The following is an 11,331-nucleotide window of genomic DNA, read 5'->3' as shown; positions in this document are numbered from 1 at the left end:
GCCGCCCCCCCCTGGGGCCCGCCCGGGGGCCTAACCGGCCGCCCCGGCGGCCCCCCGGGGCCGGGGCCCGGCCCCCCCGCCGCTATCCGATCAACTCGTCCAGCAGCTCCTGGGTCTGCTGCTGGGTCATCCCGTCGCCCTCGGCACGGGCCTCCGCGTACCCGGCGTCGCCCAGCAGCTCCCGCAGCTGGACGGCCATCCGCTCGTGCTCGACCCGGTCCAGGTAGCCACCCTTCGGACCGTGCAGCCCGCTCTGCGCGCCCTGCAGCACCGCCGCCAGCCGGGCCCGCCCCAGGTCCCCGTCGCGCGCGGCGAAGGAGCACAGCACCCCGCACACCGCGGGCACCACCATCACGGTCATGTGCTCGGCGAAACCGCTCGCCGCCGTCATCGCCCGCAGCGACCGGCGGCCCTCGCGCAGCATGGCGAGCCCCCGCTCCGGATCTCCGGCCCGGGCGGTGATCCAGCCCCGGGCACTGAGCAGCAGCCCCTTCACGATGGTCGGCACGAAGCCGCTCACCGTGATCCCGTCGAGGGCGTCCAGCTCGGCCAGCGCCTCCTGGTAGTCGCCGCGCTGGGCCCGGATGGCGCAGAGCGTCAGGTGGCCCAGCATCAGGGCGCCGGTGGTGGACTGGTTGGCGCCCGGGGAGCCGACGGACTCCACCGCCTCGCGGATCACCCGCTCGCCGCGCGCCAGGTCCCCCTCCAGCAGGGCGGTGCCGAGGTGCACCTTCAGGAACGGCACCTCCTGCGGCGCCCCCAGCTCCTCGGCCAGCTCGATCGCCCGCTGGTACGCGACGGCGGCGGCCCCGACCTCGCCCCGGTTGGCCAGCGCCTCGCCGCGGGCCGCCAGCGCCTGCGAGACCCCCCAGAGGTTGCCGGCCTGCTCGTACAGTTCCAGGGAGCGCTCGCCGTCCCGGATGCTCTGCTCCAGGCCGCCCGGCCAGTCGTTCAGCATCCTGGCCCGGGCCTGCAGGATGAACGCCAGGTCGTTCGGCCCGCCGTGCACCTCGCAGCCGCGGACCGCGTCGTCCAGCAGCTCCCTCATCAGGTCCAGCCGGCCGGACAGGAAGGCGCCGAACACCCGCATCAGCGCCGGGAACCGGTAGGACTGCGGCAGCTCCGGGGAGTAGGCGTCCATCAGGCGCCGGGCGACCACGACCGCCTCCGGGTCGCCGAGCACGTCCAGGTTCCCCTCGAACAGCCCGAGCAGCCGGAACATCGCGAGCAGCCGGCGGGCCTCCCGGAGCACCGGGTCGGACATCGGCAGGCCGTACGCGAGCACGTTGTGCTCCAGCGGCACCGGCGGCGGGACGTCCGGGCCGAACGGGTCCGGCCCCAGGGCCGCGATCGCGGTGTACCAGCCGCGGGCCTCCAGGCTGTAGCCGCGCAACGACCAGTACCAGCTCATGCCGAGGGCGAGGACCAGCGCCGACTGCTCGTCGCCGCGGTCGACCGCGCGGCGCAGCGCGGCCCGGATGTTGTCCTGCTCCCGCTCCAGCACGGCCAGCCAGTGCAGCTGCCGGGAGCCGTGGACCTCCTGGTCGGCGGAGGCGACGACGGAGCAGAAGTGGGCCAGGTGGGCGGCCTCGGTGGCGGCGCGCTCGGCGGCGGACCCCGCCAGCCGCTCGGTGGCGTACTCGTGGATGGTCTCCAGCATCCGGTAGCGCGGCAGGCTGTCGTCGTCCAGATCGGCCACCAGCAGGGACTTGTCGACCAGGGACAGCAGCAGGGCGGCGACCTCGCCCCGGGCCACCTCGGCCCCGTCGGCGCAGATCGCCTCGGCGTCCTCCAGCCGCCAGCCGCCAGCGAACACCGACAGGCGCCGCAGCACCGCCCGCTCCCGCTTGCCCAGCAGGTCCCAACTCCAGTCGACGACCGCGCGCAGGGTCTGCTGGCGCGGCAGCAGGGTGCGGCTGCCGGCGGTGAGCAGCGCGAAGCGGCCGTCCAGGCGTTCGGCTATCTGGCGGGCCGTCATCACCCGCAGCCGGGCGGCGGCCAGTTCGATGGCCAGCGGCAGGCCGTCCAGGCGGCGGCAGATCTCGGCGCAGGCCTCCGGGTCGCTCTGCGGGTCGAAGCCGGGACGGGCGGTGGCGGCGCGCTCGGCGAACAGCCGCAGCGCCACCGGGTCGGGCAGCGGCTCGACCGGCAGCACCGTCTCGCCGGGCACGCCGAGCGGCTCGCGGCTGGTGGCGAGCACGGTCAGCCCGGGGCACTCGGCGAGCAGCACGTCGGCGAGGTCGGCGGCGGCCTGGATCAGGTGCTCGCAGTTGTCCAGGATCAGCAGCATCCGGCGGTGGCCGCAGTGCTCGACCAGCCGGCGCACCGGGTCCTCGGCGCGCTTGTCCATCACCTCGGCGACCATGCTGGCGCTGTGCAGCTGGATCTCGCGCAGGCCGAGCGCGGAGACCACGGCGGCGGGGACGGCGTCCGGGCTCTCCAGCGGGGCGAGTTCGGCCACCCAGACGCCGTCCGGCCAGTGCCCGGCGGACTGCTCGGCGCGGCCGGCCTCGATCGACATCCTGGTCTTGCCGGAGCCGCCGGGGCCGGTCAGGGTGACCATCCGACGGTCCGTCACCATGCCCCGGAGGGAGGCTATGTCGACCTCACGGCCGACGAAGCTGGTCAGCCGGCCGCGCAGGTTGCTTCCGGCGCGGGGGAGTTGGGGGGCCGGCTGAGCCGGCGCCGATGGCGCGGGCGGCGCGGGCGGCACTGTCGGGGCGGACCGCGGAGGCTCCGAGGAGGCGAGCAACTCGGCGTGCACGGACTGGAGTTGACGACCAGGGTCGACGCCGAGCTCCTCCGCCAGGGCCCGCCTGGTGCGCTCGTAGTGGCGCAGCGCCTCGGCGGTGCGGCCGCTCTCGTGCAGCGCCCGGAGCATCAGCAGCTGCAGGGGCTCGTCCAGCGGCTGCCGTTCGCACAACTCGGCGAGTTCGGCGACCAGCTCGGCGGCCCGGCCGAGCCCGAGGTCGGCGGTGATCCGGTGGCGGCGGACCTCGTCCCGCTGGGCCTCCAGCCGGGCGGCCGGGCCCGCGCGGTCGGGCAGGTCGGCCAGAGCCGGGCCGCGCCACAGGGCGAGTGCGGCGCGCAGCCGCTCGGCGGCCAGCGCGTGGTCGCCGGCGTCCAGGGCGCGACGGCCCTCGCCGCTCAGCCGCTGGAAGTCGGCGAGGTCGGTGGCCGGCTCGGTCAGCCAGTACCCGGCGGGGCCGGAGCCGACCCGCTCCCGGCCGATGGTGCGGCGCAGTCGGCCGACCAGGGTCTGCAGCGCGGCGGAGGAGTCCTGCGGGGGCTCGGCGTCCCACACCTCGTCCACCAGCAGGTCGGCCGGGACCGGCCGGCCCTGGCGCAGCGCCAGCGCGGTGAGCAGGGCCCGCAGCCGGGCGCCGCCGAGCGGGGCCGGTGTGCCGTTGTCGTTGTGGGCCGTGGTGGTCCCGAGGATGCCGTAGTGCACCGGTCCATTCTGGTCGATGGGCGGTGGCGGGGCCGCACAATTGTCCCGGCTCCCCCGGCCGGCCCGGACGGCGGCGGAACCGGGGGTGAGCCCTCGGACGTTCACCCCACACGGCTTGTCCGGCCACCGGCCCGCCCGGCATGATCGGTCCCTGCCGGTATTCCCCTTCCCTCTGCCCACGGAGCACCCCCACCATGACCTTCGCCGCCACGCCGCGATCCCGCAGCGAGGACCGCCGGATCAGCCCGGTGTTCTGGGTGCTCCTCGCCACCCTCGGCACCTCCGCCTGGGCGGTGTACGCCGGCTACGGCAACGCCCGGTTCGGGGTGTTCCTGTTCGTGGTGTCGGGGTGGATGGTGTCGCTCTGCCTGCACGAGTACGCCCACGCGCGCACCGCGCTGCACGGCGGCGACATCACCGTCGGCGCCAAGGGCTACCTCACGCTCAACCCGCTGAAGTACACCAACGTGCTGCTCAGCTTCGTGCTGCCGATCGTCTTCGTGATCCTCGGCGGCATCGGCCTGCCCGGCGGCTCGGTGTGGATCGAGCGGCACCGGATCCAGGGCCGGCTCAAGCACAGCCTGATCTCGGCGGCCGGGCCGCTGGTGAACCTGGTGTTCGCGGCGGCACTGCTGATCCCGGTCGGCGCCGGCTGGCTGGACGACTCGACCGTGCACGCCTCCTACTACGGCTACGAGCTGACCGTCTCGCCCTTCGCCTGCGCCCTCGGCTTCCTCGGCCTGCTGCAGCTCAGCGCGGCCCTGCTGAACCTGCTGCCGGTGCCCGGCCTGGACGGCTACGGGATCATCGAGCCCTGGCTCTCGCTCAAGACCCGGCGCGCGGTCGAGCCGTTCGCGCCGTACGGCATGCTCGCGGTGTTCGCGCTGCTGTGGCAGCCCGAGGTGAACTCGTTCTTCTTTGGGATCGTCCACGACCTGATGAACCTGTTCGGCGTGGACACCGACTACGCGACGGTCGGCCGGTACCTCTTCAGCTTCTGGAAGAACTAGCCCTGCTCGGCCGCCGCCGCGGCCTCGGCCAGCTTCGCCTTGCGGCGGTTCAGCCACAGCACGTTGCTGGCCACACCGGCCAGCGGGAGCCAGATCAGCCCGATCCAGAAGCCCGCGATCACCGAGACCACGGCGGCCGCCAGCGCGAGGACGGTGACGATCAGGGCGATGAGGGACGTGCGAGGCATGACGCGGGGCTCCTAGGCGCGGGTACGGACGGCCGGGTTGCGACCGCCACCCATTGTCGCCGACCTCACCTCCGGAAACGGTCCAGGGGTGAGGCCGACACGACGTCCGTCGATCACACGTCGGTGACCCGCAGGCCCGCGTGGGCCTTGTAGCGGCGGTTGACCGAGATCAGGTTGGCCACCAGCGCCTCCACCTGGTGGGCGTTGCGCAGCCGGCCCGCGAAGATGCCCCGCATGCCGGGGATCAGGTCCGCCAGCGCCCGCACCACGTCGGTGGCGGCCCGGTCGTCGCCGAGCACCATGACGTCGGTGTCGATCCGCTCCACCGACTCGTCCTGCAGCAGCACCGCCGAGAGGTGGTGGAAGGCGGCGGTGACCCGGGAGTCCGGCAGCAGCGCGGCGGCCTGCTGGGCGGCGCTGCCCTCCTCCGGCTTCAGCGCGTAAGCGCCCTGCTTGTCGAAGCCGAGCGGGTTGACGCAGTCCACGACGATCTTTCCGGCCAGCTCCGCGCGCAGCGCGGCCAGGGTGGCGGCGTGGCCGTCCCACGGGACGGCCACGATCACCACGTCGCTCTCCCGGGCGACGGTGGCGTTGTCGGCGCCGCGCACGCCCAGGCCCAGCTCGGCGGCCGAGGCCTCGGCCCGGGCGGCGTCGCGGGAGCCGATGATCACCTGCTGGCCGGCCTTGGCCAGCCGCAGGGCCAGTCCCCGCCCCTGGTCGCCGGTGCCGCCCAGGACGCCGACCACCAGCTGCGAGACGTCCGGCGCGTCGTGGGCCGGGTTTGTCGCTGAATCGAGGGAAGTCATGGGCCGATCCTGCCAAATCCCCGGCCGGGCGCGACATCCTGGCCCGCATGGACGTGGTGAGAGTTTCAGCACTCCGGGAGCGGCTGGCGGGCACCGGCTGGCTGGAGGCGGTCGGCGGCTTCGCGGGCTCGCTGCGGCGTTCGGTGGAGCGGCGCGGGGCGGGCGAGTTGCTGCTGGTCGGCACCGAGGCGTACGAGCCCTGGCACCTGGCCGCCCACCTGGAGGACGAGGCCGCCTGGTCGGCCGTCCCCCGGCTGGCGCCCACCCTGCTGCGGCACCGCCCGCCCCCCGCCGCCCCGGCCCACCTGGCGCACGGCCTGCGCCGGCTCACCGAGGCCCGGCGCGGCGCCACCGTCCTGGTGGTGGCCCCCGCCGCGGTCGGCGCCCCGCTGCTGGAACGGGTGCGGGACGCCCGCCGGCACGGCGCGACCGTCCTCGCGCTGGACGGCGCCGCTCCCGGCGCACCGGGTGACCTCGGCGGCATCGCCCATGAGCGACTGGCCGTCGGCACCGCCGCCGAGGAGCCCTTCGACCTCGCCCAGCACCTGGTCACCGCCGCCGCCGGGCAGCCGGCCGGCCGCCGCTCCGCCCTGGACCGGCTGGCCGAACTCGCCGGGCGGCTGACCTCGGCGCCCTCGCTCAGCCGCTGGTGAAAAACCCGTTGCGGGGGCCTGAGTAGCCGTCCGAGGATGGTGGTTCGTGGACGACGACGAACCATCACATACCGGTCGGCCGCGCGCGCTGCTGCGCACGCTGACGCCCGACCTGTCCCCGTGGCGCGCCTCGCGCGACTTCCGCTACCTGTGGACCTCCGGCTGCGTGACCAGCTTCGGCAGCTTCCTGACGTACGTCGCCGTGCCGATGCAGATCAAGGAGCTCACCGACTCCTCCCTCGCGGTCGGCCTGATCGGCGCCGTCGAACTCGTCCCGCTGATCGTCTTCGGCCTCTGGGGCGGCGCGCTCGCCGACGCCCTGGACCGGCGCAAGCTGGTGCTGCGCTCGGAGGCCGCGCTCGGCCTGCTCGCCGGACTGCTGCTGCTCAACGCCCTGCTGCCGCACCCGGTGCTCTGGCCGATCTACCTGGTCGCCGCGCTGGTCGCGGCCTGCGACGGCCTGCAGCGCCCGGCACTGGACTCGCTGTTGCCGCGGATCGTCGCGCACCAGCACCTGACCGCCGCGTTCGCCCTCAAGTCCCTTTACCACAACGTCGCTTCGGTGGCCGGGCCGGCGCTGGCCGGCATCGTGGTGGCCTTCTCCGGGGTGCAGACCGCGTACGCGCTGGACGTGCTCACCTTCGCCGTCTCGCTGCTTCTGCTGGTGCGGATCAAGGCCGTGCCGCCGCCCACCGGCGCCGAGCGCCCGTCCGTACGGGCGGTGCTCACCGGGGTGCGGTACGCGTGGAGCCGCAAGGACCTGCTGGGCACCTACGCGATCGACACCTGCGCCATGCTGTTCGCCTTCCCGGTGGCCGTCTTCCCCTTCCTGGCCTCGGAGTTGAACGCGAACTGGGCGCTCGGCCCGATGTACGCGGCCTCCGCCGTCGGCGGCCTGCTGGTCGGCGCGACCAGCGGCTGGACGTCCCGGGTCCACCGGCACGGACGGCTGCTGGTGGCCGCCGCGGTCGGCTGGGGAGCGGCCATGGCGCTGGCCGGGCTGTCCGGGAACGTCTGGGTGGTGCTGCTCGGACTGGCGCTGGCCGGCGGCGCCGACCAGGTCAGCGGGATCGCCCGCTCGACGATGTGGAACCAGTCCATCCCGGACGCGGTCCGCGGCCGGATGGCCGGTGTCGAGCTGCTCAGCTACTCCGTCGGCCCCCAGCTCGGCCAGGTCCGGGCCGGCACCATGGCCGGGCTGATCGGGGTGCGCGCCGCGGTCTGGACCGGCGGCCTGGCCTGCGTGGTCGCCGTGCTCGCGGTCGCCGCCGCGCTGCCGAGGCTGCTCGCGTACGACGACCGCACCGACCCGCACACCGCCGCGATCCGGGCCGAACACGAACGCGCCGACCGCGAGGCGGCCGCGGCGGCGTGACCGGACCGGGCGGCCTCACTCACCGCGGGCCAGCGTCTCCCTCATGACGTCCTCGATGGGAACGCCCGGCGAGGGATTGGCCATGCGCTCGTCGATGATCCGGTTGATGTCGTGCTCCTCCCCGTCCTGGTGCTCCCGCAGGACCTCGATCGGCACGACGGCGACGTCCTCGTCGCGGCGCCTGATCACGACGCTACTCGCCCCCCTCGTCCTTCGGCTTGTCGCTCCAGCGCGGATCGTTCTGCCACTCCCGGTTGCGCTCGTCCGCGGTCTGCAGCGCGTGGGCGGCCTCATCGGGGGTGGCGTACGGCCCGAGGCGGTCCTTGGCCGGGCACTCGGGGCCCTCCTCGACCTTGCCGTGCTTGATGCAGTAGAACCACTCGCCGGGCTGGCCGGTCGGCTTGCGGTGGAATCCCAGGGGCATGACGCTCTCCCGTTCAGACGGATGGGTCGGTACCGATCATTCCCCGGCCCGGGCGGCCGTGCACACCGCCCGGGAACGGCGGGGCCCGGCGGCTAGACTCGCCGCCATGGCTCTCGTACCCGGCATCCAGTCCCCCATCCGCAAGGTCCCGGCGCACATCACGCGTCCCGAGTACGTCGGGCGGCCCGCCCCGACGCCGTACACCGGGCCCGAGGTGCAGACCGCCGAGACGATCGAGAAGATGCGGATCGCGGGCGGGATCGCGGCCCGGGCGATGGAGGAGGCGGCCAAGCTGATCGCCCCCGGCGTCACCACCGACGCGCTGGACGTCGTGGCCCACGAGTACATGTGCGACCACGGCGCCTACCCGTCCGACCTCGGCTACCGAGGCTTCCCGAAGTCGATCTGCACCTCGATCAACGAGGTGATCTGCCACGGCATCCCGGACTCGACCGTGCTGCAGGACGGCGACATCGTCAACATCGACGCCACCGCGTACATCCACGGGGTGCACGGCGACCTCAACGCCACCTACCTGGTCGGCGACGTGGACGAGGAGTCCCGGCTGCTGGTCGAGCGCACCCGGGAGTCCCTCAACCGGGCGATCAAGACGGTCAAGCCGGGCCGTCAGATCAACGTCATCGGACGGGTGATCGAGTCCTACGCCAAGCGCTTCGACTACGGCGTGGTGCGGGACTTCACCGGACACGGCATCAACACGTCGTTCCACTCCGGCCTGATCATCCCGCACTACGACAGCGAGCGGGCCACCGAGGTGATCAAGCCGGGCATGACCTTCACCATCGAGCCGATGCTGACCCTGGGCACGTACGACTACGAGATCTGGGCGGACGGCTGGACGGTCGTCACCAAGGACCGCAAGCGCACCGCCCAGTTCGAGCACACCCTGGTGGTCACGGCGGACGGCGCGGAGATCCTCACCCTGCCGTGACCCGGTTTCTTCCTAGCCGATGAGCCACTGCTCCTCGGCCACCGCGCCCACCTCGGTGCAGGCGTCGGTGAGCACGTCCAGGACGCGCAGCGGGTCCGGCAGCGGCTGCTCGGGCCCGCGCAGCCACCGCACCTGGGAACCGTCCGGCAGCGCGGCCGGCGGGAGCAGGGTGTACGAGCCGCGGCAGTGCCAGCGCAGGCCGGGGTGCTCGGACATGGTGTCGGGGGTGGAGTCGAGCGCGCTCGGCCACCACTCGTCCTCGTCCTGCGGGGTGCCCCGGGTGGCCGTGAAGAACAGGTAGCGGTCCTCGCCGACGGCCGCGACCGGCCCCTCGACGCCCAGCGCGGTCAACCGCTCCAGCGCCAGCCGGCCGGCCTCGGCCGGGACGTCCAGCACGTCGTGGACCCGGCCGGTGGCGGTGATGAAGTTGGCCTGCGGGTCGCGGGAGAGCCAGCGGGACAGTTGCTCGGCATCGGTGGTCGCCTGGGTCTGCCAGGCGAAGGAGACCGGGTGCTGGGCCGGGGCCGGGCAGGCCACCCGGTCACAGGAACATCGGTAGCCGGCCGGGTGGGCGGCGGGTGCGAGCGGGAATCCGGCGCGCACCGCGTCGAGCAGCTGATCCAGTCCGGCGGACGGGTCCTCGCCCCCCGGGCGGGCCCGCTGTCGATCACGCCTCTGCCACCAGGTCGTCCACCTGCCGCCGGCTTCCATCGGGCCCCTTCCGCGCACTGCTGTGCCTGGTGTGACACAGCGTTCGACGTACCACTCCGACGCAACGCACAGCGCCCCCCGCTGCTTCCCAGGTAGGTGCTCGGCCCTGCTGTCCGCGCCCTGCCGGCCGCGGCCCGGGGTCACCGGACGGCCGACGCCCGGGTCACGGTACGGAGTCGCGGCAGCACGCTGTCCGCGCCGGTTCCGGCCGGAGGGCACGCCGACCCGCGCCTCGCCCGGCCCGTACGGGCCCGCTGACCCGGGTGAACCCCGAGGGCGTACAGGAAAGGATAGGGGTGCGCGGGGCCTCCGAATGACCGGGGGCGGTGCCTCTCCGGTCACAGTCCGGGCACCCGGCCCTCACCGGACCTCCGTCTCGGGGTGCCCGGGCCATGCTCTGGGCGTGGCCACCACGTGGAGGTGAGACCCTGGAGGGGTGAAGAGCGCGGACACCGAATTCGTCGGCGGCCCCCTGGACGGGAAGATCCTCCCGATCCCGCTGGGGCCGATGCTGGGCGTGCCGAAGAAGTACAAGGTCCCGGTCCCCGCGCACGGCGAGACTCCCGCGCGCACACTGGTGTACGTCCGGAGCAAGCAGGTTCGGGGCCTGAGCTGGTTCTGGCGCTACGAGTACGACGAGGCGGCCACCGCCAAGGCCTCCGACTGACGGGCCGCCCGCTCCGCTCCCCCATCACCTCCCCAGGAGCGTCGGCATGGCCAGGACGGTACGGCACCACCGGAACCGCTCGCAGGCGGTCGCCCACCACAACCGGCAGGTCGCCGGGATCACCGGGGTGCTGCTGCTGGCGGTGTCCCTCTACAGCGTGACGATCGGCCCCGACGGCCGGCTCTGGTTCGGCTGGGCGGTGCTGCTGCTCGCCTGTGTGGCCCTGTTCGTGGTCCGGCCCTGAGCCTCCAGGGGCCGGAGAGCAGCGGCACCGCCCGTCACGCCCGTCCCCCCGCGCCGGTCAGTCATCCTCGGCGAGGATCAGGTACAGCTTCTTGCGGGCCTCGGTCAGCACCGCCAGGCCCTTGGCGCGCTGCGCCTCGGTGCCCGTCCGCATGACCTGGTTGACGGCCAGCTCGACCGCGGCGAGCGCCTGGCCCACCTCCTGGACCGCCTCCCAGTCGACCTCCCGGCCGGCCTCCGCCCACGGCTCCGTCGGCCCGGCCTCGGCCTCGGCCCGACCCGCCTCGGTGAGCGAGACCAGCCGCTTGCCGCCGATCTCCTCAGCGGTGATCAGGCCCTCCTCCTCCAGCAGCTGGAGGTTCGGGTAGATCGAGCCCGGGCTGGGCCGCCAGGCCCCGCCGGTCCGCTCGGTGATCTCGGCGATCATCTCGTAGCCGTGCATCGGCCGTTCCTTGAGCAGGGCCAGCAGCGACGCGCGGACGTCCCCGCGCCGGGCCCGGCCGCCGCGCCGCCCGTGCGGGCCGCCTCGCCGGGCGCCGTGGCCGCCGAAGCCGTGCCCGAACGGGCCGCCGCGCTGCGGGCCGAATCCGCCGAAGGCCTCCCGCCCCTCGAAGCCCTCCCCGGGCATCCCCCGGAACTCCGGGCCCGGACCGCGGCGCCTTCGGCCGCCGCGCGGGCCCTCTCCACGAAATCGCATTCCTGAGCGCATGGCGCCCACCTCCTTGTTCACCGAAACAGTCGAGTTACTGTCTCGATAGTTCGACGATATATCGGCAACTGTCGCTCGTCAACGGATAACGACACGGCCGCCCCGGCTGACGACACGGCCGCCCCACAGGGCGCGCGGGCCC

13 protein-coding genes are annotated in these 11,331 nt (G+C 74.0%); 6 read left to right on the top strand and 7 right to left on the bottom strand.

Features of this window, described 5'->3' with window-relative positions:
- Nucleotides 1-82: 82 nt before the first annotated feature.
- Nucleotides 83-3,451 carry a BTAD domain-containing putative transcriptional regulator gene (locus ACFVWU_RS36055; RefSeq protein ID WP_387628780.1) on the bottom strand — a complete coding sequence of 1,123 codons (3,369 nt, stop codon included), beginning with the start codon at nucleotides 3,449-3,451 and terminating at the stop codon, nucleotides 83-85.
- Nucleotides 3,452-3,645: 194 nt separating this feature from the next.
- On the opposite strand from ACFVWU_RS36055, the gene ACFVWU_RS36050 reads away from it, so the two are divergent.
- Complete coding sequence (locus tag ACFVWU_RS36050; RefSeq protein ID WP_387628778.1) at nucleotides 3,646-4,461, top strand: site-2 protease family protein; 816 nt, start codon at nucleotides 3,646-3,648, stop codon at nucleotides 4,459-4,461.
- On the opposite strand, the gene ACFVWU_RS36045 is transcribed toward ACFVWU_RS36050, so the two are convergent.
- Together ACFVWU_RS36045 and npdG are read right to left on the bottom strand one after the other, a co-directional pair.
- Nucleotides 4,458-4,649, bottom strand: coding sequence for a hypothetical protein (locus ACFVWU_RS36045; RefSeq protein WP_387628776.1), 192 nt, complete (start codon nucleotides 4,647-4,649; stop codon nucleotides 4,458-4,460). The two genes, ACFVWU_RS36050 and ACFVWU_RS36045, sit on opposite strands and share 4 nt — an antisense overlap.
- Nucleotides 4,650-4,762: 113 nt before the next feature.
- Entirely contained in the window at nucleotides 4,763-5,455 is a 693-nt protein-coding gene (gene npdG / locus ACFVWU_RS36040) for an NADPH-dependent F420 reductase (RefSeq protein ID WP_387628773.1), read from the bottom strand.
- A gap of 47 nt (nucleotides 5,456-5,502) precedes the next feature.
- On the opposite strand from npdG, the gene ACFVWU_RS36035 reads away from it, so the two are divergent.
- Both ACFVWU_RS36035 and ACFVWU_RS36030 read left to right on the top strand, forming a co-directional pair.
- The gene (locus ACFVWU_RS36035; protein ID WP_387628771.1) at nucleotides 5,503-6,108 is read left to right on the top strand and encodes a hypothetical protein; all 606 of its coding nucleotides are present in this window, start codon (nucleotides 5,503-5,505) and stop codon (nucleotides 6,106-6,108) included.
- Nucleotides 6,109-6,154: 46 nt separating this feature from the next.
- Entirely contained in the window at nucleotides 6,155-7,483 is a 1,329-nt protein-coding gene (locus ACFVWU_RS36030; RefSeq protein WP_387628768.1) for an MFS transporter, read from the top strand.
- A gap of 15 nt (nucleotides 7,484-7,498) precedes the next feature.
- Here the strand turns inward: ACFVWU_RS36030 and ACFVWU_RS36025 are convergent, their stop codons facing one another.
- Entirely contained in the window at nucleotides 7,499-7,672 is a 174-nt protein-coding gene (locus ACFVWU_RS36025) for a type II toxin-antitoxin system prevent-host-death family antitoxin (protein WP_387628766.1), read from the bottom strand.
- 4 nt (nucleotides 7,673-7,676) lie between these two features.
- A complete protein-coding gene (locus tag ACFVWU_RS36020; protein WP_387628765.1) occupies nucleotides 7,677-7,907 on the bottom strand; it encodes a hypothetical protein in 231 nt (76 codons plus the stop codon).
- 106 nt (nucleotides 7,908-8,013) lie between these two features.
- Here ACFVWU_RS36020 and map point away from each other — a divergent pair, with 106 nt between their 5' ends.
- Complete coding sequence (gene map / locus ACFVWU_RS36015) at nucleotides 8,014-8,859, top strand: type I methionyl aminopeptidase (RefSeq protein ID WP_387628763.1); 846 nt, start codon at nucleotides 8,014-8,016, stop codon at nucleotides 8,857-8,859.
- Nucleotides 8,860-8,871: 12 nt separating this feature from the next.
- Here map and ACFVWU_RS36010 read toward each other — a convergent pair whose 3' ends face one another.
- Entirely contained in the window at nucleotides 8,872-9,570 is a 699-nt protein-coding gene (locus tag ACFVWU_RS36010) for a bifunctional DNA primase/polymerase (protein WP_387628760.1), read from the bottom strand.
- Between the two features lie 436 nt (nucleotides 9,571-10,006).
- Here ACFVWU_RS36010 and ACFVWU_RS36005 point away from each other — a divergent pair, with 436 nt between their 5' ends.
- Together ACFVWU_RS36005 and ACFVWU_RS36000 are read left to right on the top strand one after the other, a co-directional pair.
- Nucleotides 10,007-10,237, top strand: coding sequence for a hypothetical protein (locus ACFVWU_RS36005; RefSeq protein WP_387628758.1), 231 nt, complete (start codon nucleotides 10,007-10,009; stop codon nucleotides 10,235-10,237).
- Between the two features lie 46 nt (nucleotides 10,238-10,283).
- The gene (locus ACFVWU_RS36000; RefSeq protein ID WP_387628756.1) at nucleotides 10,284-10,481 is read left to right on the top strand and encodes a hypothetical protein; all 198 of its coding nucleotides are present in this window, start codon (nucleotides 10,284-10,286) and stop codon (nucleotides 10,479-10,481) included.
- 57 nt (nucleotides 10,482-10,538) lie between these two features.
- On the opposite strand, the gene ACFVWU_RS35995 is transcribed toward ACFVWU_RS36000, so the two are convergent.
- Nucleotides 10,539-11,189 carry a PadR family transcriptional regulator gene (locus tag ACFVWU_RS35995; RefSeq protein WP_387628753.1) on the bottom strand — a complete coding sequence of 217 codons (651 nt, stop codon included), beginning with the start codon at nucleotides 11,187-11,189 and terminating at the stop codon, nucleotides 10,539-10,541.
- Nucleotides 11,190-11,331: the final 142 nt, after the last annotated feature.

Origin of the sequence: Kitasatospora sp. NPDC058190, from assembly GCF_042883685.1 — a bacterium.
Lineage (GTDB): Bacteria > Actinomycetota > Actinomycetes > Streptomycetales > Streptomycetaceae > Kitasatospora.
This window is presented reverse-complemented; position numbering and strand designations above follow the sequence as displayed.

Excerpts from the sequence above, each read along its gene's own strand:
- ACFVWU_RS36050 (WP_387628778.1), top strand. The coding sequence starts at position 3,646 with ATGACCTTCGCCGCCACGCCGCGATCCCGCAGCGAGGACCGCCGGATC.
- ACFVWU_RS36045 (WP_387628776.1), bottom strand. The coding sequence starts at position 4,649 with ATGCCTCGCACGTCCCTCATCGCCCTGATCGTCACCGTCCTCGCGCTG.
- npdG (WP_387628773.1), bottom strand. The coding sequence starts at position 5,455 with ATGACTTCCCTCGATTCAGCGACAAACCCGGCCCACGACGCGCCGGAC.
- ACFVWU_RS36035 (WP_387628771.1), top strand. The coding sequence starts at position 5,503 with ATGGACGTGGTGAGAGTTTCAGCACTCCGGGAGCGGCTGGCGGGCACC.
- ACFVWU_RS36020 (WP_387628765.1), bottom strand. The coding sequence starts at position 7,907 with ATGCCCCTGGGATTCCACCGCAAGCCGACCGGCCAGCCCGGCGAGTGG.
- map (WP_387628763.1), top strand. The coding sequence starts at position 8,014 with ATGGCTCTCGTACCCGGCATCCAGTCCCCCATCCGCAAGGTCCCGGCG.
- ACFVWU_RS36010 (WP_387628760.1), bottom strand. The coding sequence starts at position 9,570 with ATGGAAGCCGGCGGCAGGTGGACGACCTGGTGGCAGAGGCGTGATCGA.
- ACFVWU_RS36000 (WP_387628756.1), top strand. The coding sequence starts at position 10,284 with ATGGCCAGGACGGTACGGCACCACCGGAACCGCTCGCAGGCGGTCGCC.
- ACFVWU_RS35995 (WP_387628753.1), bottom strand. The coding sequence starts at position 11,189 with ATGCGCTCAGGAATGCGATTTCGTGGAGAGGGCCCGCGCGGCGGCCGA.